General features: G+C 39.4%; 22 protein-coding genes. 11 read left to right on the top strand and 11 right to left on the bottom strand.

The genetic code is table 11. The features are described from left to right. Positions 1-14 precede the first annotated feature (14 nt). The 5 genes from guaB to KCG35_RS10425 all read left to right on the top strand — a co-directional run bounded on the left by guaB (position 15) and on the right by KCG35_RS10425 (position 6869). A complete protein-coding gene (guaB, locus tag KCG35_RS10445; protein ID WP_215819637.1) occupies positions 15-1484 on the top strand; it encodes an IMP dehydrogenase in 1470 nt (489 codons plus the stop codon). Between the two features lie 183 nt (positions 1485-1667). After that, positions 1668-3245, top strand: coding sequence for a glutamine-hydrolyzing GMP synthase (gene guaA / locus KCG35_RS10440; protein ID WP_215819636.1), 1578 nt, complete (start codon positions 1668-1670; stop codon positions 3243-3245). A 505-nt stretch (positions 3246-3750) separates the two neighbouring features. Next, on the top strand, positions 3751-4227 hold the full coding sequence (locus KCG35_RS10435) for a Dps family protein (RefSeq protein ID WP_215819635.1): 477 nt from the start codon (positions 3751-3753) through the stop codon (positions 4225-4227). 179 nt (positions 4228-4406) lie between these two features. After that, positions 4407-4940, top strand: coding sequence for a hypothetical protein (locus KCG35_RS10430; RefSeq protein ID WP_215819634.1), 534 nt, complete (start codon positions 4407-4409; stop codon positions 4938-4940). Positions 4941-5279: 339 nt separating this feature from the next. Further along, entirely contained in the window at positions 5280-6869 is a 1590-nt protein-coding gene (locus KCG35_RS10425) for a Na+/H+ antiporter NhaC family protein (protein ID WP_215819633.1), read from the top strand. 428 nt (positions 6870-7297) lie between these two features. Here KCG35_RS10425 and folE read toward each other — a convergent pair whose 3' ends face one another. After that, the gene (gene folE, locus KCG35_RS10420; RefSeq protein ID WP_215819632.1) at positions 7298-7873 is read right to left on the bottom strand and encodes a GTP cyclohydrolase I FolE; all 576 of its coding nucleotides are present in this window, start codon (positions 7871-7873) and stop codon (positions 7298-7300) included. Positions 7874-7886: 13 nt separating this feature from the next. Beyond that, entirely contained in the window at positions 7887-8759 is an 873-nt protein-coding gene (folM, locus tag KCG35_RS10415; protein WP_309227347.1) for a dihydromonapterin reductase, read from the bottom strand. A gap of 518 nt (positions 8760-9277) precedes the next feature. Here folM and rbsD point away from each other — a divergent pair. The 6 genes from rbsD to KCG35_RS10385 all read left to right on the top strand — a co-directional run bounded on the left by rbsD (position 9278) and on the right by KCG35_RS10385 (position 15179). Then, positions 9278-9697, top strand: coding sequence for a D-ribose pyranase (rbsD, locus tag KCG35_RS10410; RefSeq protein WP_215819631.1), 420 nt, complete (start codon positions 9278-9280; stop codon positions 9695-9697). A 10-nt stretch (positions 9698-9707) separates the two neighbouring features. Further along, the gene (gene rbsA, locus KCG35_RS10405) at positions 9708-11219 is read left to right on the top strand and encodes a ribose ABC transporter ATP-binding protein RbsA (RefSeq protein WP_215819630.1); all 1512 of its coding nucleotides are present in this window, start codon (positions 9708-9710) and stop codon (positions 11217-11219) included. Beyond that, complete coding sequence (rbsC, locus tag KCG35_RS10400; RefSeq protein ID WP_215819629.1) at positions 11216-12205, top strand: ribose ABC transporter permease; 990 nt, start codon at positions 11216-11218, stop codon at positions 12203-12205. Before rbsA ends, rbsC begins: the two co-directional genes overlap by 4 nt. A 21-nt stretch (positions 12206-12226) precedes the next feature. Continuing rightward, a complete protein-coding gene (rbsB, locus tag KCG35_RS10395) occupies positions 12227-13138 on the top strand; it encodes a ribose ABC transporter substrate-binding protein RbsB (RefSeq protein WP_230409124.1) in 912 nt (303 codons plus the stop codon). A gap of 92 nt (positions 13139-13230) precedes the next feature. Next, positions 13231-14157, top strand: coding sequence for a ribokinase (rbsK, locus tag KCG35_RS10390; protein WP_215819628.1), 927 nt, complete (start codon positions 13231-13233; stop codon positions 14155-14157). A 17-nt stretch (positions 14158-14174) separates the two neighbouring features. Continuing rightward, positions 14175-15179 (top strand): substrate-binding domain-containing protein, encoded by a 1005-nt coding sequence (locus KCG35_RS10385; RefSeq protein ID WP_215819627.1) that lies wholly within the window; start codon positions 14175-14177, stop codon positions 15177-15179. Here the strand turns inward: KCG35_RS10385 and KCG35_RS10380 are convergent. The 9 genes from KCG35_RS10380 to KCG35_RS10340 form a co-directional block, all read right to left on the bottom strand. Continuing rightward, positions 15147-15908 carry a substrate-binding periplasmic protein gene (locus KCG35_RS10380; protein ID WP_215819626.1) on the bottom strand — a complete coding sequence of 254 codons (762 nt, stop codon included), beginning with the start codon at positions 15906-15908 and terminating at the stop codon, positions 15147-15149. The genes KCG35_RS10385 and KCG35_RS10380 overlap by 33 nt on opposite strands. A 122-nt stretch (positions 15909-16030) precedes the next feature. Continuing rightward, a complete protein-coding gene (locus KCG35_RS27070; RefSeq protein ID WP_215819665.1) occupies positions 16031-16258 on the bottom strand; it encodes a LysE family transporter in 228 nt (75 codons plus the stop codon). 131 nt (positions 16259-16389) lie between these two features. Then, positions 16390-17901 (bottom strand): FAD-dependent monooxygenase, encoded by a 1512-nt coding sequence (locus tag KCG35_RS10370; protein ID WP_215819625.1) that lies wholly within the window; start codon positions 17899-17901, stop codon positions 16390-16392. A 99-nt stretch (positions 17902-18000) separates the two neighbouring features. Beyond that, complete coding sequence (locus KCG35_RS10365) at positions 18001-18612, bottom strand: class I SAM-dependent methyltransferase (RefSeq protein WP_215819624.1); 612 nt, start codon at positions 18610-18612, stop codon at positions 18001-18003. Further along, positions 18605-20083, bottom strand: coding sequence for a cytochrome P450 (locus KCG35_RS10360; RefSeq protein ID WP_215819623.1), 1479 nt, complete (start codon positions 20081-20083; stop codon positions 18605-18607). The genes KCG35_RS10365 and KCG35_RS10360 overlap by 8 nt, the downstream gene beginning before the upstream one ends. Positions 20084-20267: 184 nt before the next feature. Beyond that, positions 20268-20927 (bottom strand): O-methyltransferase, encoded by a 660-nt coding sequence (locus KCG35_RS10355; protein WP_215819622.1) that lies wholly within the window; start codon positions 20925-20927, stop codon positions 20268-20270. A 38-nt stretch (positions 20928-20965) separates the two neighbouring features. Next, positions 20966-21991 (bottom strand): 3-methyl-L-tyrosine peroxygenase-related protein, encoded by a 1026-nt coding sequence (locus tag KCG35_RS10350; RefSeq protein WP_215819621.1) that lies wholly within the window; start codon positions 21989-21991, stop codon positions 20966-20968. A gap of 152 nt (positions 21992-22143) precedes the next feature. Further along, positions 22144-23328, bottom strand: coding sequence for a hypothetical protein (locus tag KCG35_RS10345; protein WP_215819620.1), 1185 nt, complete (start codon positions 23326-23328; stop codon positions 22144-22146). Between the two features lie 63 nt (positions 23329-23391). Further along, positions 23392-24603 (bottom strand): leucine-rich repeat domain-containing protein, encoded by a 1212-nt coding sequence (locus tag KCG35_RS10340; protein ID WP_215819619.1) that lies wholly within the window; start codon positions 24601-24603, stop codon positions 23392-23394. Positions 24604-24705: the final 102 nt, after the last annotated feature.

Raw genomic sequence — 24705 nt, 5'->3', positions numbered from 1 at the left:
TCGGTAATTTAGGTATGTTGCGCATAGCTCAAGAAGCTCTCACCTTCGATGATGTTCTATTACTTCCTGGTTATTCTGAAGTTCTGCCCAAAGATGTTTCACTATCGACTAAGCTCACTCGGGAAATCGCGCTCAATATTCCACTACTGTCTTCTGCCATGGATACGGTTACTGAATCACGTTTAGCCATAGCGATGGCACAAGAAGGTGGCTTGGGTATTATTCATAAAAATATGACTATTGAGCAACAGGCTAGCGAAGTACGTGCGGTTAAAAAATACGAAAGTGGCATTGTAAAAGACCCCATTACCATTAATTCAGATGCTACGGTTGAGTCTTTATTACGCATTACTCGCCAAAATAATATTTCTGGTGTGCCTGTTATGGAAAATGGTGAGCTGGTGGGTATTGTAACCAGTCGTGATGTACGCTTTGAAACAAATGCACAGAAAAAAATTGCAGAGGTTATGACACCTAAAAGCAAGCTGGTGACAGTGCAAGAAGGTGCTACCCCCGAGCAAGTTAGGGGACTTTTGCATCAGCATCGGATTGAAAAAGTTTTAGTGGTTGATGAGCAGTTTAAGCTGGTCGGCATGATGACGGTTAAAGATATTCAAAAAGCACAAGATTATCCCCATGCGTGTAAGGATCAGCAGGGGCAGTTACGGGTTGGCGCTGCTGTTGGTACTGGTGCTGAAACGGAAGAGCGAGTTGCTGCTCTGGTTGCTGCGGGTGTTGATGTAGTTGTGGTTGATACGGCTCATGGACACTCGAAAGGCGTCATTGAGCGTGTTCGCTGGGTAAAACAGAACTTTCCATATGTGCAAGTGATTGGCGGTAATATTGCCACTGCGGCAGCAGCCACTGCGTTGGCTGATGCTGGAGCTGATGCGGTAAAAGTGGGAATTGGGCCTGGCTCTATTTGTACAACCCGTATTGTGACAGGTATCGGTGTACCACAAATTACCGCGATTGCCGAAGTGGTTGCAGCCTTAAAAGGAACAGGGGTTCCAGTGATTGCTGATGGAGGCATTCGCTTTTCTGGCGATTTGGCTAAAGCCATTGTTGCAGGTGCCCATGTTGTGATGATGGGAAGTATGTTTGCAGGTACAGAAGAAGCGCCTGGTGAAGTAGAACTTTTCCAAGGGCGGAGCTATAAAGCTTATCGTGGTATGGGATCACTTGGCGCCATGGCACAAACATCAGGTTCCAGTGACCGTTATTTTCAGGACGCAGAGTCTGGCATAGAGAAGCTGGTGCCAGAGGGTATTGAAGGACGAGTACCTTATAAAGGGCCAATTTCAGCCATTATTCACCAGTTAATGGGAGGCTTACGTGCCTCTATGGGTTATACCGGCAGCCCAGATATTGAAACCATGCGTACTCAGCCAGAATTCGTCAGGGTGACGGCGGCAGGCATGAAAGAAAGTCATGTTCATGATGTGAGTATCACTAAAGAAGCGCCCAACTACCGAGTGGGCTAAAACATACACAAACACGGGGCTGAATTTCAGCCCCGTTTGCTATTTACCTTTTAAAGCTGAAAAGTGTAAGCCAGATTGGCTTCCATATAGAAGATGGAGAGTCATGGTAAGTACACAACTTGATGTGAAAAAAGCACATAGCAAAAAAAACAGTATTTTATTTAGTTACAGTAGAGAACACCTATGTCAATGGATATCCACGCTCAACGTATTCTTATTTTGGATTTTGGCTCTCAGTACACGCAACTCATCGCACGACGAGTTCGGGAAATTGGAGTGTATTGTGAGATTTATCCTTATGATGTTGATGCGTCTGAAATTCAGGCATTTGCACCTAAAGCCATTATTCTAGCCGGTGGTCCTGAGTCAGTTACGGGTGATGACACACCTCGTGCGCCACAAATCGTTTTTGAGCTTGGCGTGCCGCTGTTGGGTATTTGTTATGGGATGCAAACCATGGCAGAGCAGTTTGGTGGTCAGGTAAGCACTTCGGATCATCGAGAGTTTGGTTATGCTGAGGTGAATTTAGCAGACAGCTGTCGGCTATTCGAAGGTATTGAAGACCATGTTAAAGAAGACGGCACATTATCACTGGATGTCTGGATGAGTCATGGTGATAAAGTGGCTGTTCTACCTGAAGGTTTTACTGTGGTTGCCACTACAGATAGTTGCCCCATCGCAGCCATGGCTAATGATGAGAAAGCTTACTATGGCGTGCAGTTTCACCCAGAAGTGACCCACACTAAGCAGGGTAAGCGTATTCTTGAGCGATTTGTGCGTAGTATTGCTGACTGTGATGCGCTTTGGACATCATCAAATATTGTTGACGATGCAATTGCGCGTATCCGTGAACAAGTGGGTAGCAATAAAGTGTTGTTAGGGCTTTCTGGGGGGGTGGATTCCTCCGTTGTAGCTGCATTATTGCACAAAGCCATTGGTGATCAGTTAACCTGTGTGTTTGTTGATAATGGCTTATTGCGCTTGCACGAAGGTGATCAGGTGATGGCGATGTTTGCTGAAAACATGGGGATAAAAGTGATTCGTGCTAATGCGGAGCAACTATTTTTATCCAAGCTGGTTGGCGTGGCTGACCCTGAGCAAAAACGGAAAATTATTGGTAATACATTTATTGAAATATTTGACCAGGAAGCGACCAAGCTAACAAATGTTAAATTTCTTGCGCAAGGCACTATTTACCCTGATGTTATTGAATCTGCCGGTGCTAAAACAGGCAAAGCCCATGTGATTAAGTCGCACCACAATGTGGGTGGATTACCTGAAGATATGCAGTTTGAGCTGGTAGAGCCACTGCGCGAACTCTTTAAAGATGAGGTTCGCCAGCTTGGATTGGAGTTAGGCTTACCTTATGACATGGTTTATCGTCATCCATTTCCTGGGCCTGGTCTTGGAGTAAGAATACTTGGGGAAGTGAAAAAAGAATATGCAGATACACTGCGTAAAGCAGATGCTATTTTTATTGAAGAGCTACATAGAGCTGATTTATACCACAAAGTCAGTCAAGCATTTGCTGTATTTTTACCTGTAAAATCAGTCGGAGTTGTGGGTGATGGACGGCGTTATGAGTATGTTATTGCATTGCGTGCAGTTGAAACCATTGACTTTATGACAGCCCGTTGGGCACATTTACCATATGAATTTTTGGAGCGGGTTTCTAATCGGATTATCAATGAAATCAGTGGTATTTCACGAGTGACGTACGATATATCCAGTAAGCCACCTGCGACGATTGAGTGGGAGTAATTGCTGTTTCCCAAGTACCATTATCGTTAATGATGCTTGGTTTCAAGTAATAAGTGCACTTATTTGTCTCTAGTCAATAAATACTCCATATAAAGTGTACATAGTCAGGCCAGCCATAATGCTGGCCTGTCGTGTTTTTGTCACTCCATTTTTATGGAGCGAGACGAATCTTTCTTGAGTACAAATCAACTATGATGAGTGTCATCTAGTAAGTGTTCAACATTGTTATACTTACTGTGTTTTGTAAACTTTTCTTAACAACAAACTTCGCTCTTGCCTATTTTGTATTGCCTTTGGCTTTTATGAATTACGGACAGCGTTCTTGAGAAGTCACTGAGGAAGCGTAAGTATTTTATGTTGCTTTAACATGTTTGTTATAGAAAAAGTTAATCATTTCTATTTATATAATTAGTTTTCTTGTTCGTTTGTTGTTGATTAAACTGAACTGAAATTAACTTCACCTCTAACAATAACTTTGCAAGAAAACAGCTTTAAGGAGATGACCATGGCTGATGTTCATACACCTAACTTAGGTATCACAGATGACGCTCGGGGTCAGATTGCTGACGGCTTAAGTAAACTATTAGCGGACAGTTACACCTTATATCTTTTAACCCATAACTTTCACTGGAATGTGACGGGTCCGAGTTTTCGTGATCTGCATTTGTTATTTGAAGAACAATACACTGAACTTGCAAATGCTGTAGATGAAATTGCGGAACGGATTCGAACACTTGGTTTCCCTGCACCAGGAACATTTAAAGCATTTGCAAAGTTGTCCAGTATAGAGCAGCCTGATAATGTTCCTTCAGCTCAGGACATGTTACGTATTTTGGCTGAAGCCAATGAGTCAGTTGTGCGTGTTGCTCGAAGTGTTTTACCTACTGCTCAGGATGTTAACGATGAGTCCTCAGCAGGGTTGATTTCTGATAGAATGCGCTTGCACGAGAAAAATGTGTGGATGCTACGTAGCATGTTATAAATAGCACTTTGCTTTTGAGATACCCTGAGTGATGTATACTACATGACTCGTAAAGGGGAAAAAAATAATGCCCACTCTTATGTGGGCATTATTTTATACTAACCTGTTAACGTAGATGGTATGAATCAACGGTCAGAGTTGTTTTGAACGTTTAACTTTGTATAAGTTGTCAGGAGTGAATGATGCAGTCATTGACTCAATGGGCAGTATGTCTTGCAGTTAGTCTAGTATTGAGTGGCTGTCAGCTATTACAAACCAAGCCTGTTGAATTTACTGAAACAGATGTTGTAGATGGTGATTATCGGACAACCTTTACTAAATCCGGATGGGCTCCTTTAAGTAATGGACTCTATCGCCATAAAAAAGGGGCTGAAAATGGTGAGGATTTACTGGTTCGTCTTTCAAGCCAGCGTGTACTAGCCGATGTTAATAATGACGGACACTTGGATATTGTTGCGATATTAATCTCTGATCCTGGTGGCTCTGGTTATTATCGGGAACTATCTGTGGTACTGGGGGGAGAAGAAAGAAAAGCGCTTCCTGCCGTTAACTTAGGTGATCGTACCAAGGTGCAGAGCCTGGTGGTGGAAAATCAACAGATTCTGTTGTCTGTGCTGCAACATGATGAAGAAGATCGTATCTGTTGTCCTTCTCAGAGTAAACAGTTGACTTATACCATCATCAATGATGAGTTACAGGCAGTAACTGAATGATCTGTTCATTTTGAGCGTCTTGAGTATAATGCCTCTAGTTTAATTCGGGTGTACTTACCAGGAACGCTTGATTTAGCCATTAACAAGAATTTGATCAATGCAGTTTTAAGCGGTTTGCGAATATTTTCCATAAGGTTCAATTACCACTTTACTATTGGGTGGAAACTGACGGTTATGGTTAACAGATATCTGATTTGCTGGTTTTTACCAGTAATACAGTGAAACGCGAAGCTTCAGTCTGTTGCTCAGATGGTTTCAGTATCTTGACATCTGTGCCACGCGAACAGCTTTTGGCTGCTGAGGGTAGAGATAACCCTAGCAACAAAGGTTAGTAAACTCATGGAATCAACATATATTAACAGTGCCTGGTCGCTACTTGTTCCAGTCGTTGCCATTGGTTTAGCCGTTATTACACGGCATGTACTATTTTCTTTGGGGGCGGGCATAGTTGTTGGCGCATTGCTGCTGACCAATATTGACCCTCTGGCGGCCATTATACATATTGCTGAAGCATTTAAAGGAGTATTTTGGGAAGATGGCGTGCCTAATGCTTGGGTATTTTGGAAAGAGGGAGCTCCAAACACCTGGAATATTTATATTCTTCTGTTTTTAGTAGTGCTTGGTATTATCACCAGTTTTATCAGCATGATGGGGGGCAGTAATGCCTTTGCTGAGTGGGCCAGGAAGCGTGTCAAGTCGCAACAAAGTTCGTTGTTAATGACCTTTTTCCTTGGAATTTTTATCTTTATTGATGATTACTTTAACAGCTTAGCGGTTGGTAACATATGTCGACCTATTACTGATCGCCAGAATATTTCTCGTGCAAAATTGGCGTATTTAATTGACTCGACGGCGGCCCCTGTCTGCGTCTTAACCCCTATTTCCAGCTGGGGCGCTTATATTATTGCATTGATTGGTGGTTTATTGGTTGCGCATGAAGTGACTGGCTATACTGCACTTTCAGCCTTTATCACCATTGTTCCCATGAATTTTTATCCATTGTTTGCGTTGTTGATGGTATTAGCGGTTATTTTGCTGAAATTGGAAATTGGTCCAATGCGTAAGCATACTCATAATGCACATAATGGACAGCTTTTTAGCGTTGATCGAGGAACACCGCCGGGTTCAATAGAAATGCAAACAGACCGGCAAGGTAAAGTTATAGATTTAGTATTGCCTGTTGTTGTACTAATTTTAGCTACAATTTACTTTATGATTTCAACAGGTGCTGATGCGCTGGCTAAAGATGGTAAGCCTTTTAGCATTTTAGGTGCTTTTGAGCTGACTGATGTTGCAAAATCACTGGTATATGGTGGTTTAGGTGGCTTTGCGACTTCCCTCGTTTTATCCGCATTTAGAAAGCTTTCTGCAGGAGACTATGCTAAAGGGTTGATGAATGGCCTTAAAGCAATGTTACCAGCGATTTATATTTTGGTTTTTGCTTGGATGTTGACTAGCATTATTGGTGAACTGGAAACAGGTAAATACCTTGCGAGCTTGGTTAAAGATGTACTTAATCTTGCGTATCTACCAATCATTTTATTTATTGTTTCTGGCATTATGGCCTTTGCTACAGGCACTAGCTGGGGCACGTTTGGTATTATGTTACCTATTGCGGGTGATATGGCTGGTGCTACTGAGATTGCAATGATGCTACCCATGTTTGCGGCTGTATTAGCGGGTTCAGTGTTTGGTGATCATTGCTCACCTATTTCGGACACGACTATCCTTTCTTCAACAGGTGCTTCCTGTCATCATATTGATCATGTAGTGACTCAGTTACCTTATGCCTTAATTACTGCATTTATTGCTGCTGTTGGCTTTTTGGTTTTAGGCTTTACTGAGTCAACTCTGATGGCCTTATCGGCATCGGCTGTCACTTTTATTATTGCTATTGGGATCATGAAAATAATCTCCAGTAAGCAATAACACAAACAATTTTTTGATTGTTCAGTGATAAAAAAAGCAGGCATTCAGCCTGCTTTTTTTATGGCATCCAAAATTTTTAGTGGGTCTATATTAAGCATTTTACTAAAGTATTTACTGATCACCCTATGCTAAAGATTGAGCAGTATCTTGCAGTGAAAGCTGGTAATAACCCCTAATAGATAACAAGCTACATGTGTTGCAGAAAATTATGTATTGGTATGTTTTTTTTTAGAATGGCACTGATAGCTTTGTTGTAGTTGAGCTCGGATAGAATACAGCACACACATTATGCTGACTTATGAATGGTTTTGCTAAAAGCCGCTTGATGAAGGCTAGCCTAATACCCCTGATAGCCCTCACAATAAATGCGTTAACGGGCGAAGCAAAACAGTTGAGGTAAAAGGCTTTGATGCCATCCATGTTATGTCTTAGTTGTGATGATTAACGAGCGTTAAAAATTCTTGGCGGGTAGCCTGAGATTTACGCATATCACCAAGCATAACGGATGTGCTCATAACAGAGTTTTGCTTTTCAACACCACGCATCATCATACACATATGTTTGGCTTCAATAATAACGCCAACACCCCGAGCACCTGTAACGCTTTCAACAGCCTTGGCAATTTGTGATGTAAGATTTTCCTGAATCTGTAAGCGACGGGCAAACATATCAACTACCCGAGCGATTTTGGATAGGCCAATCACTTTTCCTGCAGGTAAGTAGGCTACGTGGCATTTACCAATAAAGGGTAGTAGGTGATGTTCGCACAAAGAATAAAGCTCAATATTTTTAACCAAGACCATTTCTTCATTGTCAGACTCAAATATTGCACCGTTAACAATGCTTTCTAATTCTTGATGATATCCCTGGGTGAGAAATTGCATTGCTTTGGCGGCGCGTTTTGGAGTATCAAGCAGTCCTTCACGATTAGGGTCTTCTCCTAATGAAGCGATAATTGTGCGATAGTTTTCTGCAAGAACAGTTTGAACTTTTTCGTTGCTCATAATGTAATCTCAACTATTTAATATGTCGGCCACCGTCAAGGCCGATAGTGCGCCCAGTAATGTAGCTGGAATTTAATAAAAAGCATAATGTTTCAAAAATGACTTCTGGCCCTGGCTCGATCTTCAGAAGCGATTTGTTCAGTGAGTGTTGCTGGTAGTCTGGTGTGTCACCTTCATTGAACATAATCAGTGCAGGCGCAACTGCATTCACTTTAATGTCGGGTGCATAGTTCTTGGCAAACGACCGAGTCATATTATCCATACCTGCCTTGCTTGCACTATATGCAATATGGGAATAGCTACCTTTTTCAACGACACAGTCAGTGATGTGAATAATATCTGTGGCCTCAGGCTTGTTGGCCAAAAGTAAGTTATGACAACGGCGGTTAATAAGATAGGGCGTCACCATGTGAATTTGTGTCATGCGTTGCATGAGATCTGCAGGCTCAATGCCTTCGGCTTCGGTATGCCAGCTTGATGCATTATGGATAATTGCCCGAAGTTTACCAAAGCGCTGATTAAGCGTGCGAGTAAATGCTTCTACGCCATCAGGATGGCTAAAGTCAGCAGCAATACAAGTGACACCTGCTTTATCGAGTTGTTTGAGTGTGTCTCTTGGTGTGCGGTAGGAGACAACTATAGGTTGACCTAATTCAGCAAACCTCAGCGCACAATGAAGGCCAATTCGTTGTGCTCCTCCTGTAATGACTATGGGGGATTTAGACACTTTCAGCATAACTAGGGCAGATACCTCAGTGAGTTCATGTTCTTTCTTCTTATACAAAAAAACAGTATGTACAATTCTTGCTTGGTTAGTTTTGTGCTTATAACAGTATGACCATTCATCCATAACACTGTTAACCGGCGCAGGAATATACCGTAGCACAAATTACCCTGCACGAACGACTTTAGGGCTTATTGCCAATCTCTGGCAAAAGATCGATATTCTATCGTAAAGTGGGATGAAATATGACTTATAAAAGAAAAGGTTATTATCAAAGTTTGTCGTGAGAGGGAACGTATTTTTGGGCACTCCACCAGTTAGTGATCTTAGATTCATAACTATTATGTCTAGCTATAAATCATTTAAGGCATATTTAGTATTAGAAATGAGTTGACAGTATTTAAGAATATTCATTATTGTGCTAGGCAAACGATTGCGCAATCGTTTGCCTAGAATAGAGTGTGTATTAACTTCAGCATGAGTCAAAGTGACATGGGTGGCTTGTAAAAGGACACAAATAAAGAGCTTGTTTTTCTGAAACAGAGTTTATAAGAACAGGTGATGTTTACATTTAGCTATCCATTCAGGCTTTATTGTAAAAGCTAATGTTAGGTGTTTAGTCATCATTTCTTTTGCTGTGGTTAAAAAATAAAAAAACTTTATGCCAAGAGACGTAAGCTATGAAACGAGGTCGACTGCTTAACTCGGAGTTATCCTATTGTGTAGCTAAATTAGGCCATAATGATATGTTGGCCATTGCAGACAGTGGATTACCTATACCTAATACAACGCCGCGTATTGACTTGGCACTTTGCCCTGGTACGCCATCATTTATTGAAACTTGTACTACTGTGTTTGGTGAAGTACAAGTAGAATCATTAATTTTGGCAGAAGAATTCGTGGTTAAAAGTCCAGCGCTGTATGAGTCCTTTATTCAACTCGTCAAGCAACAAGAAGAAGCGCAAGGACATCCTATTAAAATTTCTTATATTTCTCATGAATTATTTAAAGCCAATACTCATGGTGCTACAGCTGTAGTACGTACTGGTGAATTCACACCCTATGCTAATGTTATAATTAAAGCAGGTGTCGTATTTTAGTGAGGGTAGAATGCCAGAAACAATACTACAATTGCAGTCAATAAGTAAGTCATTTCCTGGGGTTCGAGCACTCCATGAAGTTAGCCTTAATGTTTATCAAGGGCGAGTTATGGCTTTGGTAGGCGAAAATGGTGCTGGTAAATCTACCCTGATGAAAGTATTAACAGGTATTTATCAGGCTGATGCAGGTAACATTTGTTACTTGGGAAAAAACTGTGTATTTTCCTCGCCAAAAGCATCTCAAGATGCAGGCATTAGTATTATTCATCAAGAGTTAAATTTACTTCCTGAACTGTCTGTGGCGGAAAATATTTTTTTAGGACGTGAATTTATATGTTGGCCAGGAAGAATTGACTGGTCAAAAATGAAGCAGGAAGCGCATTATCTATTGCAGCGACTTGGGTTATCACTTGATCCTGGTACTCCTGTTGGCAGCCTAAATATTGGTACGCAGCAAATGGTCGAAATTGCCAAAGCTTTGGCTGTTAATGCCAAGGTCATTATTATGGATGAGCCGACTGATGCGTTAACCGATACTGAGTCTCAGAGCCTATTTCGTATTATTCGCGAATTACGTGCGACAGGATGCGGCATTGTTTATATTTCGCACCGTTTGGCAGAAATTTTTACTGTATGTGATGATATTACTGTATTAAGAGATGGAGAGCTTATTAAAGAAGTGCCTGTAAAGGATACCCATGAGGATGAAATAATTGAGTGGATGGTTGGCCGGAAACTCACTGAGCAATATCCAAGGGAACCTCAACAGAGTGGTCAAAAAACACTGATGGCTGTTAATGGCTTAAGTGGTCCTGGGGTTCAAAATGCTTCATTTGAGTTATTTGAAGGTGAAATCCTTGGTATTGCAGGGTTAATGGGAGCTGGACGCACTGAATTAATGAAGATTATTTATGGTGCTAATCCACTCACGAAAGGAAGCATTACCCTTAATGGTCAGAAATTAAATTGTACGAATCCACAGCAAGCACTTAAGGCTGGAATTGCCTATATTTCTGAAGACCGAAAAGGTGAGGGGCTTGTTACAGAGCTTTCAGTCGGTGAAAATATGGTGCTTAGTTCACTGAAAACCTTTTCTCGGCAAATGGGTGTGATTAATAAAACAAAAGAACAAGAAGCCATTGCGCAGTTTATCCAACGGCTTAGAGTAAAAACACCTTCTGCATACCAATTAATTAAGTATTTATCGGGTGGCAACCAACAAAAAGTAGCCATTGCCAAGGGATTATTAACTAATCCAAAGGTGTTAATTCTGGATGAGCCTACACGAGGCATCGATGTAGGAGCTAAGAAAGAAATATATCTTTTGATTAATGAGTTAAAACGCAGTGGAATGGGAATTATTCTTGTGTCGTCTGATATGCCTGAGATTTTGGGAATGAGTGACCGAATTTTAGTCATGTATTCTGGGCGTTTAGTGGGTGAGTTTGAAGGCCAAAGCGCAAATCAGGAACATATCATGCGTTACGCAGTAGGTAAGACCACTGAAGAGGAGTATGTATGAATAGCCCTGTACAGTCGACTAAAAAAAGCTCAGCTGAGCACTGGGTTCAGTGGTTTTCTGTTGAGAATTTAATTCGTCATAAGTCGTTTTTAGCATTACTTATTTTAGTAGCGATAGTTTCGCTGTTTAATCCTCAATTTCTTGCGGTTGATAATTTACTCAATATTTTACGACAAACATCAATCAATGCCATTATTGCGGTCGGCATGACATTGGTTATTTTGACGGCGGGGATTGATCTAAGTGTTGGGTCGGTATTGGCATTGTCGGGTGCTATTTGTGCCAGCTTAATAGGTTATGAGGTCCCAGTGATCGGAGCGGTACTCATCACCTTGCTGATGGGCAGTTTTATGGGAGCTTGTAGTGGGATTGTTATCGCTAAAGGTAAAGTACAGCCCTTTATAGCAACACTCGTGGCAATGACATTATTTCGTGGTGTGACCATGGTATTTACTGATGGTCGGCCGATTTCAACAGGGCTTCATCATACAGCAGATCAGTTTTCTTGGTTAGGAACTGGTTATGTGCTTGGTATTCCTGTGCCGGTGTATTTAATGGTGATAGTGTTTGCGGGTGGTTATTTTATTTTAAATCATACCCGCTTAGGACGTTACATTTATGCGCTAGGAGGCAATGAGAGTGCAACCCGACTTTCTGGTATCAATGTTGATAATATTAAGCTGATTGTATACAGCTTATGCGGTATGCTAGCGGCGCTAGCAGGGATAATTGCAACAGCACGATTAGCATCAGCACAACCAACAGCAGGTGCTGGCTATGAGCTGGATGCGATTGCAGCCGTTGTTTTGGGCGGTACAAGTTTAGCTGGCGGTAAAGGACGAATTGTAGGTACATTAATTGGTGCATTGATTATTGGTATTTTAAATAATGCGCTTAATTTATTAGATGTATCGTCTTACTATCAGATGATTGCTAAAGCAACTGTAATTCTGTTAGCAGTATTGGTTGATACACGTAGTAAATAAAATGGACAGTAGGAGGAAATAATGAAAAAAATAATAATGTTAATGACGGGTATTTTGTTAACGGTAGGGTTAATGGGGTGCGATAAAAAAGAGGAAAAAGCTACTGTTGAACAAACAAAAGAAAAGCCAAAGTTGGCGTTGGTTATTTCCACATTGAATAATCCCTTTTTTGTAACGTTAAAAGATGGTGCAGAGCAGAAAGCGAATGCATTAGGCTATGAGTTACTGGTTTTAGACTCACAAAATGATCCTGCCAAAGAACTGGCAAATGTAGAAGATCTTACGGTAAAAAAAGTTGCAGCTATTTTGATTAACCCTACAGATTCTTCTGCCGTTGTTAATGCTATTCGTGTGGCGAACCAAGCTAAAATCCCTGTTATCACGCTAGACCGTGGTGCCAATGGTGGGGAGGTTTCATCGCACGTTGCATCTGATAATGTTGCGGGTGGTGAGCTGGCAGGTAACTATATTGCTGAAAAACTGGGTGCTGGAGCCAAAGTCATTCAATTACAGGGTATTCCTGGAACTTCGGCAGCAAGAGATCGTGGTGAAGGTTTTAATAAAGCTGCTGAAGCGAAACATTTAGCTGTTCTTGCTAGCCAACCTGCAGACTTTGATAGAACAAAAGGCTTGAATGTCATGGAAAATTTATTGGAAGCCAATAAAGATGTACAAGCTGTTTTTGCTCAAAATGATGAAATGGCGCTAGGAGCGATTAAAGCCATTGAAGCTGCGCAACGTGATGTCTTGGTTGTTGGGTTTGATGGGACTGATGAAGGCGTGAATGCGGTTAAGTCAGGTTCTCTTGCGGGTACTGTAGCACAACAGCCTGCTTTAATTGGTGAAAAAGGAATTGAAATTGCCGCAAAAGTACTGAAAGGTGAAACGGTTGATCCTTCTATTTCAGTACCATTAAAACTGATTACATTGTAAAACGACAACGTTAAAAGCCTGGAAATACCGGGCTTTTAACAGTCAAAGTGTATATTTAGACCTGCCCAAATGCGCTGATTTAGGAGTAAGTAATGGCTAATACCTTATGGGTGTTAGGTAGTGTTAATGCTGACCATATGTTACAAGTGCCTTATTTCCCAAAACCAGGAGAAACCCTTGCGGGTGATCATTACCAGTTAACGGGGGGGGGTAAAGGGGCCAATCAAGCCGTCGCTGCAGCCCGTTTAAAAGGTAATGTTGCGTTTGTTGCCTGTGTGGGGGATGATGCGGTTGGTCATCAGTTTTGTCATGATTTTCAAACTGATGGTATAGATACCAATCGGGTAACAGCAATTAAAGATGTGCCTACAGGAACTGCATTAATTTTAGTTAATAGCCAAGGCGAAAATTGTATTGCACTCCATCCTGGTGCGAACAGTGAATTAACACCTTCTCGTATTATGCCTTGGCTTACAGAGTTAGAATCCGTTCATACATTATTAATGCAACTAGAAACGCCAATAGAAACGGTTACCTTAGCGGCTAAGGCTGCACAGAAACAGGGGGTTAATGTCATTCTGAATCCTGCGCCAGCGCAACCGTTAAATGATGAGCTTTTGTCGGCAGTGGATATTATTACACCGAATGAGACAGAAGCCTCTCTCTTAACAGGTGTAAAGGTTAATGACATTGATTCTGCAAAAATGGCGGCTGATATGCTCCATAAAAAAGGGATATCAAAGGTTTTAATTACGATGGGTAAAGCGGGCGTATTATTCAGTCATGCAGGAGAGCAGCATTATTATCCTGGGTTTGATGTTAAAACTGTAGATACAACGGCCGCTGGCGATACATTTAATGGTGCTTTAGCCGTTGCCTTGACAGAAGATCTATCGATGGCAGAGGCTATTTATTTGGCTCAAGCAGCCGCAGCGATTAGTGTGACACGTCTTGGTGCACAAAGTGCAATACCCGAAAGAGCAGAGGTTGAGCTGTACTGTAAACAGCAAAAGGCTTGATAAAGGCTATTCATGTTATGGCAACGATAAAAGATGTGGCAAAACTGGCTGGTGTTTCTACAACAACAGTCTCTCATGTGTTGAATAATACACGGTTTGTTGCAAAAGAAACGCAGGAACGAGTGTATGACGCCGTTAAGTCATTAAACTATGCGCCCAGTGCCGTTGCTCGAAGTTTAAAGGTTAATCAAACACGCACATTGGGTTTGCTTGTCACCTCAAGCTCAAATCCTTTTTTTGCGGAAGTGGTACAGGGGGTAGAAGCGGCATGTTTCAAAGAAGGTTATTCGCTTTTACTTTGTACCATTGAAGGGGATCGTCAAAAACTTCGCCATTACTTGGAAACATTAGTTGCAAAGCGTATTGATGGTTTGCTATTAATGTGCACAGAATATGATCCTTTATTATTTTCACTATTGGAGTCCTATGAGTCATTGCCACAAGTGATTATGGACTGGGGGCCCAGTAATGAGTTTATGGATAAAATTCAGGATAATTCTGCGCAAGGTGGGTACCTTGCAACACGTTATTTAATTGAGCAGGGACATACCGCTATTGGTTGTTTGACGGGACCTATGGAAAAATTACCCAGCCAGCAACGGCTTACTGGATTTCAACAGGCTATGGAGGAAGCAAAGCTTACTATAAATTCTGAGTGGATTATCGCTGGAGATTTTGAAGCAGTGAGTGGAGAACAGGCATTTAAAGCGATTTGGTCGTTAACCGAACGCCCAACTGCGATGTTTGTGTGTAATGATGTTATGGCAATGGGAATGATTAGTGCTGCTTATAAAGGAGGGGTAAAGGTTCCTGAAGCATTATCAGTCATTGGATATGATGATATTCCTATGGCGAAATATTTTATTCCGCCACTTACAAGTATTTCTCAGCCAAAGCGTGAATTAGGAAAAATGGCCGTTACCACACTTGTTGATAAAATTAAACGTAAACGAAAAAAAGGAAGAACATTACTTTTAGAAACAAAGCTGTCAGTTCGATGTTCTGTTAGCCGAAGAGGGTAAATAATTTTTATAGTGAATTAATACTTTTGCTACATCATTTTGATTGGCAATTATATTCATTGCAGAAAGTAATTTTTTATTCAGTGTTGGTTTTATCTTACTTAAAGCACAGTGCAATGGGTATATGTTATCTATAAGGGAGGTCAATTGTAACCCATTAGCTTTACCTTGACTTTTTAAATAAAAAAAAGAGTAGTCATTATCAATAATAACATTAACACGATTCAATTTTATTAGTTTATAAAGCTCTAGCGTTGAGAGTCTTGAAATGCGAGTCGCTTCACCATCGTCAAAGAGCGACATCAATGTATCACTATAGATATAACCTAGATGGCTTCCAATGTTAAAGCCCTTGAGTTGCTCATAGTGGGTAATGTTTTCATCTTGCTGACGAATAATAAAAAACTCACGTTGTCTTAATAATGGTGGTCCCCAAGTGAAATGATCAGGAGATATTAACCAGCTGGGGTTGTATAAACACAACATCTGAATGTATCCAGAGACTAAAAATTCTTCAACTCTATTAACGGGGAGTGAGTGAAAGACAGGTTCAAGCTTGGCTGTTGACACAATAAGAGAGGCTATATCGAAGATTAATCCCCCAATCAATTTTTCGTCTTTTTCTTCATCAAAAGGTAGTCCATGAGAGGTGTAGCCAATGTCTACCGTTCTAGCAATTGCGATATGGCTACATAACAATATTAATAAAAATTTTAAGATATGTTTCATACATAGTGCTGCCTTTGGGATACATACTTACTATAGTGTGTTGTAGGTTCCACCTTCCTTAGTGCTTTTTCTTTATGTTAAGAGTAGTACGAAACTTGATGTTTAGGCATTTAATAAGGCGATCACGAAGTTAAAACAACCTTTAACGCTAACAGTAATAAAATACATCCCATTATTCGATCTAACCAAATAGCATTTTTATTAAGCTTATTTAATACTGTAGGTTTAGAAAGCAATACAGCAATTGTTGAGTACCATAGCCTGTCAAACAAGAAGGGGATAATGATAAGTAATGACTTTGTCATGTTATTGGATGCATAAGACGAGACAAACTGGCTAAATAAAGCAATAAACCAAAAGCAATTTTAGGATTAATAAAATAATTTTTTACGATTGAGTTGTGTATACAGTGGAGTATTTAAAATTTACTCTCTCTTACCGTTATAGTTTTAAGAGAGAGTATCTGTATCTACAATGTAGATTAAGCAGCCAATGGTTGGTCTTTATGCACTTTTTTAGGAAGCCACTTTTCCAGTACGCTTGGTAGGGTGGTGTTGTTTTCTGATTGGGCCGTCCACAATATGTAGCCATCAGGCCTTATCAATAGGGCACATGGTAATTGGTGTGGCGGTTGAATTTGACCTGTTAACACTACAAGCTGTTCATTACCAGTATTGATATAATTTTTAATAAAATGACTATTCGTGGTTTGATCAATTAATATAAATTGCTGTCTTCTTAACGTCTCATAAATACGATGTGTGTGACCAAACTCATCAATTAACATGATATCTGGTACTCTTTTTCCTACTAGCTTATGTGATCCTTGTTTTGGAAATGGGTAGCGTAATGTTACACCTGAAAGTTGTTTGATAACTAATAATTGAATAAATGGAACACTCATTAGTAGTACACTTAAATGACGAAGTATTCGAGCTGGAAGACTACGGGATATTTCGTATTTAAATATTTTATCTGTGTTTTTGAGTATTTTACTATTTATTGCGCGTCGTTCTTGTTCATAGCTTTGTAATAACTCAGTTGGTGCTTGGCCTTTTAGTACAGCAATTAATTTCCAACCTAGATTGATTGCATCCTGAATGGCTATTTGCAGACCTTGTCCGCCTGAGGGTATATGAGTATGGGCAGCATCACCCGCCAAAAATACACGACCGACCTGGTACTTATCTGCCTGGCGTTGTTCACTGCGAAAGCGTGACATCCAGGTGGGTTGGTGAATGCCCAAGTCCCTGCCAAGAATACCTTGTACACTATCATTAAGTTCATCGAGCGTGAGTGGATTTTCTACCGGGATATGCATATAGTGATGGTCAAGTACAATAAGGCGGAAAGATCCATCATCAAATGGAAAAACAGCAACCATACCTCGTTTAGTGGTACGAGCATAAACTTTAGGTTCTGGAGGATAAGTTAAATGAACATCAGCAATACTTAATGTGCAGTCATAGCGAAACCCTGGAAACTCAATATTTAGTAACTGACGAATGGTGCTTTTCACTCCATCACAACCAATCACATAGTCTGCTTGTAAATGGTTGATACCTTTAGCCGTTTTTACAGTAGTTATAACGTGTTGAGAAGTTTGTTTTATATCGATTACTTCCATGCCTCGAGTAATTTTTACACCCGCTTTTAATGCCATCGCTTCAAAATGAGCTTCAGCTTTACACTGTGGAATGATTAGCATGAATGGAAATCGGCTTTGTAAACGACTAAAGTCAAGGCTATGTTTGCCATCACCCAGTGGTGCATGTACCCAAGGCGTCCCATTATTAATGAGTATATCCGCACGTCCCCTCATATCAAGTAATTCAAGGGTGTGTGGTAAAATGCCAAATGCTCGAGATAAATTACTGGGTTTAGCTCTTCGTTCGATAATATGTGTTTGAATACCTGCGTTGGCAAGTTCGGTAGCGAGTGTTAATCCAGCTGGACCTGCGCCCACTATGATAACGTTTGCTGTTTTTGACATTGCTGGCTCCATACAAAAATACTTTAAATATACTCATCAAGAATCATTTTAGGTATAAAAAAGTGCCATAGTAGTAGAAGTATTAGGTATATAATATTTTTATTTTATTGACTTTAATATAATAAAATGATCGTCGGTTATCTCTTCTTGAATTGGCGTTAGTCCTGATTTCTTGAGTAGTACTTTAATGTCTGGTAGTGCTTTTAAATTGGGTAAACGTTGAATAATATAGAGGAAGAACTTAACAAAAAAATTTGGAGGGCAGTGCTCTGCAAGAATGAAAATACCACTGTGGCAAAGAACTCGATTTATTTCTTTTAATACCGAAAGCTGGTTACGCAAGTGACCAAATGATGTTGTACAGATTACAAGATCAATGGTGTTATTGGCGAGTGGAATTGTTTCTGCTTTTTTAGTAATAAATTTAGCATGTGGCAATTTTTTACTGGCTTGTTCAATCATTGCTTGGGCTGGATCAAGACCAATAACTTGAGATTCAGGCCAAAAATTTGATAGTTGTTGTAACAAAGTACCTGTTCCACAGCCTATATCCAATATTTTGGCGGGGGCAGTTGAGTAACTATTAGTTGCCCAATTAAACACCTTAGTTTGCGCTGTTACGCAATCTTGACCATATTTTTGATCATATAACGGGGCTATGCGATTAAAAATGTCAATATAACCAGGGTCTCGTTTTATATATTTATGCATTTTTTTCAAATGACTCCAAAATATTTCCCTTTATTTTAGGTGCTTTTAAAAAACGACTAGGTTTTTCCAGCCTTACAGTTAAACCTTGTTTGGCGACTAATGAAATTCGCATAGAACGATCGACCTTGCTACCTGTAATAAGTGAGGGCCTAAAACGCTGTAAGAGTAAAATCAAAATAAGTTTTACTTCAAGTAAGGCGAAATGGCGCCCCATACAGTTATGTTCTCCTGCACCAAATGCAATATACTCAAAAGGAGAGGGTTTAAGTGATGCCCAGCGTTGGGGGTTAAAACGTAAAGGCTGATTGAATACTTCTGGTATGCGGTGCGAAACATACGCACTGAAAAAAATAGTTGTATCTTTATTGATAGGATAGCCATTTAGCTCGGCATCTTCATTAGCATAACGAATACCAAAAGCTGCAGGAGGAAATAAACGTAAGCTTTCTTTTATTACCCAGTCAAGATAGTTTAATCTTGATAAATCTTCTATGGTAGGCGGTTTACTATTAAGGATTGTTTGTAGCTCTGTGAGTAATTGGGCATATTCTTCTGGATGTTGGTCTAATAAAAATAACGTCCATAAAATTGCAGAGGCACTGCTCTCATGACATAGTACAGTGTATGCTTCACCAATAAGTTCATCTTCACTGAAGCCAATCCCTTGATCATCTCGAGCTGCAATAAGTGCTGATAATATATCATAGTCTTGCGTTGAAGCCTTACATTTTTGGTGGATCATATTTCTAATGATTGCTTCAATAGATGCAGCACATTGCAACATTTTACGGTAGGTGCTTCCTGGAATATCAACAGGAAAAAGTAGTGTAGTGGAGGAACCCGCTGTTTTTAATAAAAGTGCTATGTAATGCTCAAGCTTTTTCGACAGTGGATTTTGTTCAAGCCCAAACATAGTCTTGAGTGAAATTCGGGTGATTAAGCAAGTAATATCCTGATCAATACGACGAACTTCGTTTAAACTCCAAGTATCCAGAGTTTCCTGAGTGATCGAAGTAATACTATTGAGATATTGATCAATGCTGTTTTTTTTGAAAGCAGGCTGCATTAGTCGACGGTGTTGGCGGTGTTTTTCACCATTTATTCTCAGTAATCCCAGACTGAGCCGTTCCATGGGCGACCCAGCCGGAAATTGACTTTCCCTAAATGCATCTGCAATAAACTGTTTTGACTGGGTAAATAACGCTTGGTGAAACGTTGGGCCAAAGATAGCAATATATTTTGGATCAGTATTATCCCAGCTGCTTATTTGTCCATAGGCTTTATATGTTTTCATAAAAAAACCAATAGGATCGTTTAGCATGCGAAGCCCTTGCCAACGCCAACCAATCAGTGGTGTATGCCGATAACCTGGTATTAAATGAAGGTTAGATGTAGTTGCAGTAGTCTGATGAGAGTGACTAGTTTGTTCAACGTTAGTGGTTGCTTTAAGGGAGGTTGGTAAGTGAGACATAGAGTTATACGCCATACTTTATATGATTAAGTAGTGGGCTAGTAAATAAACAGTGAGTAAGACATGAGTGGACTATTGTAGATTTACCTATCGTTTGTAATTTGTTTATTAAACTTAAATATTGAGTCACGATGGATATTTTCTGACAAAGTCCACAAATAGTATTTGTTAGTTGTTACGTACACTAACACTTTAAGGCAAGTGTTAAACCATCAGCAAAAGGTAAAAAGCTTAACTCAACTCGATTGTCATGATGAAGTTTTTTATTAATTTGACGTAGTGATGTGGTTTCTTCATCCTCTATTGATGGATCTGCAACAGCGCCAGACCAGAGCGTGTTATCTAAAATAAGCAGACCACCTTTTTTGATTAACTGCAATGCAGACTCATAGTAACTGTCATAGTTTTCTTTATCTGCATCTATAAAGGCAATATCAAATGTACCTGCTAATCCTTCATCGAGTAAGCTGGTTAAGCTTGATTTAGCATCACCAATCATGGTTTTTATTTTATGATCAATTCCTGCTTCATGCCAATAGCGGCGGCCTATATTTACCCATTCTTCATTGATATCACAACCAATCAGTAAGCCATCTTCGGGTAATGCTTGGGCTACACAAAGTGTGCTGTATCCGGTAAAAACACCTATTTCGAGCGCTTTCTGAGCATGTGTGATCTTTGTCAGTAGCGCCATAAATTGTCCTTGTTCTGGCATGATCTGCATGTTGCACTCAGGCATTTCTCCCGTTTCATCACGGAGTGCTTTAAGAATGCTACTTTCTCTTAGCGAGTTATCACGGATATAGTTAAGAATCGTTTGATTGGTTTCAACGTGATGTATCATGTGGTTAATCCTTTACAGTATAGTTGTTGATACTAATTTTAAGAAATAGTCGATTTAGTATGAATTGTATTTAGCCGAGACTTTTTAAAATTGGTTAATGTATCTGCTGCTGATATTTGGTTTCTGGATTGCATTAATAAGCTTGGAGATTCATCTCCAACAAATTGTGTGCAAACAAATTTATGAGCATCGTAACTTTCTGACATGGCCTCATAAAATGAGTCTCTGCTTTCATGTAGCTCTGAGGGTAATTGATTGAATATTTTTTTCGTATTGATAAGTTGTTTGACGAGTTGTTCATGATCTCGCCAATGTAGGCCACTCATATCTTCAGGAGCAATGGGTGGAGTGAGTGTTGGACGCACAGACTTTTCATACTCACTGTAAGTATAATCACCAGTAAAGCGGAAGCTAGACTCAACTCCCCACATAATAGATGTAGCTATACTTAAATAATAGCGTGCTGCTGCAGTATTGCCAGCGTTTACTTCATTGCGAAAACTATTTATGGCTATGATAAGTCCTTGACAAAAAACCATAAATACATAGTGACCTTTGGTCCAACGCTGAAGTGCATCACGCTGAGTATTTTCCATTACTGGGGGGGGGATTAAAGGTGGATTATGAGTATGTGATTGCTCTTGCTTGAACAGTTTCAAAAGGGCATATAGTGCATAAATAAGACGTCCCCATTGTGTTTGATCTAAAGTTGTTCCTCCTTGCATCGCTTCTTTAAAAATAAAATTAAAGGCTTCAAGCGCACTACTTAGCATTAGTAATGAAAGGTTATCTGTTGAGCGAATAATATTAAAGGCATGGTCATTATCTTCATTACCTTTTGTTCCTATATATACGCAATCTGCTTTAGAAAAACCAGTGTGTGATGTATTTAGCGTATTAAGGTATTTTTGTAGCGTTTGATGAAATTTTTTAGCTGGTAGTGTAAGGGGGAAATCTAATAAGTTATTAGCGGTCTCTAAAACAATGGGTAAAATATCTAGTGATTTAGCATGCTCAGGTATTAACTCTGGGACAGCCAAATAAAAATTAGTTGATTGAGGCATTGTAAAATCCATAATTCCATATTTACCCTTTGGGTATATTGGTTTTATCTAACACCTATAGATGAATTACTCTATCTTTAGTGATGAATGTGTGGTGTTATTATTTGTTGTGAGCTTTTTATACTATATATTTTGTTATTTATATACAATAATCATTCGTTTGAATTTATGTTGTTGTTCATTTTTGGCGCTACAGAAAGTTTAAGGATATAGTCCTCAAGTTTTTTTAAAAATTTTCGATCAATATTGCGTCTTATACCATGATCATAAGGCATATTACTTTCAGCTACACGTAAATATAGATCACTATTTAGCAAACGCTGGTAGCCTTTAGTATATGTATCAATAAGGTAACCTGAACCCATTGTTTGATTTATACTGCTTGTTAAAACATTGCTGTTTTCTGCTGCGTTAAGTTTATTAACATTAATGGGTAATTTATGGCGTAAGTTTAGTTTTTCATCACTGCTACAACTATATTTATAACTGTTATGACAAGAACCACAGTTGGTGTGCATATAGCCTGTCAGCCACTTTTCAGTTGAAGAGCCAGGTAGTTGGTAGTCCATTAATTGTACAAAAAACTTGGGGTTATTTGTTTTTATGCGGTTGTTAAGCCAGAGATCTACTAAATTAATTCCCCCAGTAATCATTTGAGGGTGGGCGCTGAGCTGAATGGTATCAAAGCCCAAAGCAAAGTCATAGTCATTGTGAGTACTATGACAGCTTTCACAGTCTGCTTTACTTGGGATTGTATGAAAACTATTGGGTACTTTCACGCGTTGATCTGCAGGGGTTATAAATGCATTGGTTTGTTCTTCGTTCCATTGATAGGTTTTGTATTCCCATCGATCACTGGCTGATGCACCACTCAAAGATATTTTATAAGCAATACGTGTTTCTAAATAACGGTCTTTATCACTAAATGATTTCCATAATACTGTACCGACAGGGAACTGCCAATTATTAATATTTGTGGTATCAATTTGAGTGCCTGGCGGAAGGTAAATATGACGTTTTTTACGTTCACCATCTGAAAATAGAGGATAGATAGGAATATGTAGGTCAACAGCTGGGTTTATTGCAGCTTGTTTAAGGTTAGTATTAGTTTGCGCTAGATACAAACCTGTGTCCGATAGACGTTTAGCGGCTTTCAAACGCTCGATTTGTACAGATATTTTTGGGGTGTCGTCAAACAAATATTTTTCATGGTCATTATATGGTGTTTCAGCATTTGCATGTAAACTTGTTAGAAAGTAAAAGCTTAGTATTTGTAAATATAGGATGCTAAGTTTATTTTTAGATTTATGGTCTTTATGAGGTAGTGTACTGTTCACTTTTAAAGTTCCATTCTATGTAATATGCCTAAAATGAAGTTGTATTTATTTTAGGTATAATAGCTACTCAAATAGTATATCTGTTTGTGGTAGCTGGTATATTAACTGTTGAACTTGATCTGGGGGGAGTATTGTTTCCCTGAGGTCTAGCCACTTTAACTGTTGCATTGAGGTAAGCGGTAAAACATTGTGAATGGCTGTACCTCTTAAACTTAAATGAGTTAAATATGTTTTATTAATGAGCGTATCGAGTGGAGGAACCGTAGAGAAACTGATATAAAGTGATGAAAGATTATTTAGACTAGAAATAAAATCCAGCGATCGATCTTGAATAAAACTGAGTTCAAGTTCTTTTAACTCAGTCAGCTGGGCAAGATGGCTATAGTCCTGAACATTGATTGTCCAATTAAGATGTAACGTTTTAAGATATTCAAGTCTACTAATCGTTTCAACTTCTTTAATAGGTGTTTCACCTAGGTTGAGTTTCTCTAGTGAAGTTAATGATCGAATAGCAGAGATATCTTCAAGGTGTTCACTGTAACGTGCATTTAAGTCATGAAGTGACTTGGAATTCTCTAAACCATTTAGAGAGGTTAGTTTTGATTCTTGTATATTCAGTTTTTCAAGCTTGCTCAGTCCAAAAAGTGGGATCAATGAACGAACAGGTGTTCCTCTTAAGTGAAGTTGTTTTAAACTATGAATATTTTTGAGTGGGGATAAATCTTGTATTTGAGTGCGACTTGCAAAAAGTGACTCTAGTGTTTGGTGTTGCTGTAAACCATTTAGTGATTGCAGAGGAGTATTATATAATGCCAGTACTTTTAACTTTGTTAATTTAGCGATATCTTGTAATGATTGAATATTAGTGTTGTCCAAATATAAAGTATCAAGGTTGCGAAACTGTGTGATACTTTGGATATGTTTTAACGGTGTTCCAGATAGATAAAGCACATGAATACTTTTGGGTGATTTAAAAGGAACGAACTCTGCAATATTAGTCCAGCTTAAATTTAGGCTACAAATGTTTCTTGTGTTAGCAATCCAATTGATTTCATGCTGGGAAACTGTTTGGTGGGATAAGTTGATACATAGAGGGCGATTTTTCGCCTGGGATAAGGTTTGATAGTTGCCAACGTGACTAACTGAATAGCAAACTTTCTCACAGTTTGAAGCTTCGGTAGATGCAATAAACAGCCAGGCAAACAAGGATAGATAAATGCTTAATTGTTTGTTAAATAAGAATTTATTAAGCTTCCTAGAGGTACTTTTATACACAAACATTTCCTCCTGTATCCCTATACTTGTTAGAGGTGCCCTTTTGATAGTTTTTAATGCCGTAATATAAGTAGTTTATCTTTTTATTATTGTTTTTATGGT

Source organism: Zooshikella harenae (assembly GCF_018837975.1).
Classification (GTDB): domain Bacteria; phylum Pseudomonadota; class Gammaproteobacteria; order Pseudomonadales; family Zooshikellaceae; genus Zooshikella; species Zooshikella harenae.
This window is presented reverse-complemented; position numbering and strand designations above follow the sequence as displayed.

What these genes read in the sequence shown, in the direction of transcription:
- guaB (WP_215819637.1), top strand. Translation starts at nt 15, where the DNA reads ATGTTGCGCATAGCTCAAGAAGCTCTCACCTTCGATGATGTTCTATTA.
- guaA (WP_215819636.1), top strand. Translation starts at nt 1,668, where the DNA reads ATGTCAATGGATATCCACGCTCAACGTATTCTTATTTTGGATTTTGGC.
- KCG35_RS10435 (WP_215819635.1), top strand. Translation starts at nt 3,751, where the DNA reads ATGGCTGATGTTCATACACCTAACTTAGGTATCACAGATGACGCTCGG.
- KCG35_RS10430 (WP_215819634.1), top strand. Translation starts at nt 4,407, where the DNA reads ATGATGCAGTCATTGACTCAATGGGCAGTATGTCTTGCAGTTAGTCTA.
- KCG35_RS10425 (WP_215819633.1), top strand. Translation starts at nt 5,280, where the DNA reads ATGGAATCAACATATATTAACAGTGCCTGGTCGCTACTTGTTCCAGTC.
- folE (WP_215819632.1), bottom strand. Translation starts at nt 7,873, where the DNA reads ATGAGCAACGAAAAAGTTCAAACTGTTCTTGCAGAAAACTATCGCACA.
- rbsD (WP_215819631.1), top strand. Translation starts at nt 9,278, where the DNA reads ATGAAACGAGGTCGACTGCTTAACTCGGAGTTATCCTATTGTGTAGCT.
- rbsA (WP_215819630.1), top strand. Translation starts at nt 9,708, where the DNA reads ATGCCAGAAACAATACTACAATTGCAGTCAATAAGTAAGTCATTTCCT.
- rbsC (WP_215819629.1), top strand. Translation starts at nt 11,216, where the DNA reads ATGAATAGCCCTGTACAGTCGACTAAAAAAAGCTCAGCTGAGCACTGG.
- rbsB (WP_230409124.1), top strand. Translation starts at nt 12,227, where the DNA reads ATGAAAAAAATAATAATGTTAATGACGGGTATTTTGTTAACGGTAGGG.
- rbsK (WP_215819628.1), top strand. Translation starts at nt 13,231, where the DNA reads ATGGCTAATACCTTATGGGTGTTAGGTAGTGTTAATGCTGACCATATG.
- KCG35_RS10385 (WP_215819627.1), top strand. Translation starts at nt 14,175, where the DNA reads ATGGCAACGATAAAAGATGTGGCAAAACTGGCTGGTGTTTCTACAACA.
- KCG35_RS10380 (WP_215819626.1), bottom strand. Translation starts at nt 15,908, where the DNA reads ATGAAACATATCTTAAAATTTTTATTAATATTGTTATGTAGCCATATC.
- KCG35_RS10370 (WP_215819625.1), bottom strand. Translation starts at nt 17,901, where the DNA reads ATGTCAAAAACAGCAAACGTTATCATAGTGGGCGCAGGTCCAGCTGGA.
- KCG35_RS10365 (WP_215819624.1), bottom strand. Translation starts at nt 18,612, where the DNA reads ATGCATAAATATATAAAACGAGACCCTGGTTATATTGACATTTTTAAT.
- KCG35_RS10360 (WP_215819623.1), bottom strand. Translation starts at nt 20,083, where the DNA reads ATGTCTCACTTACCAACCTCCCTTAAAGCAACCACTAACGTTGAACAA.
- KCG35_RS10355 (WP_215819622.1), bottom strand. Translation starts at nt 20,927, where the DNA reads ATGATACATCACGTTGAAACCAATCAAACGATTCTTAACTATATCCGT.
- KCG35_RS10350 (WP_215819621.1), bottom strand. Translation starts at nt 21,991, where the DNA reads ATGCCTCAATCAACTAATTTTTATTTGGCTGTCCCAGAGTTAATACCT.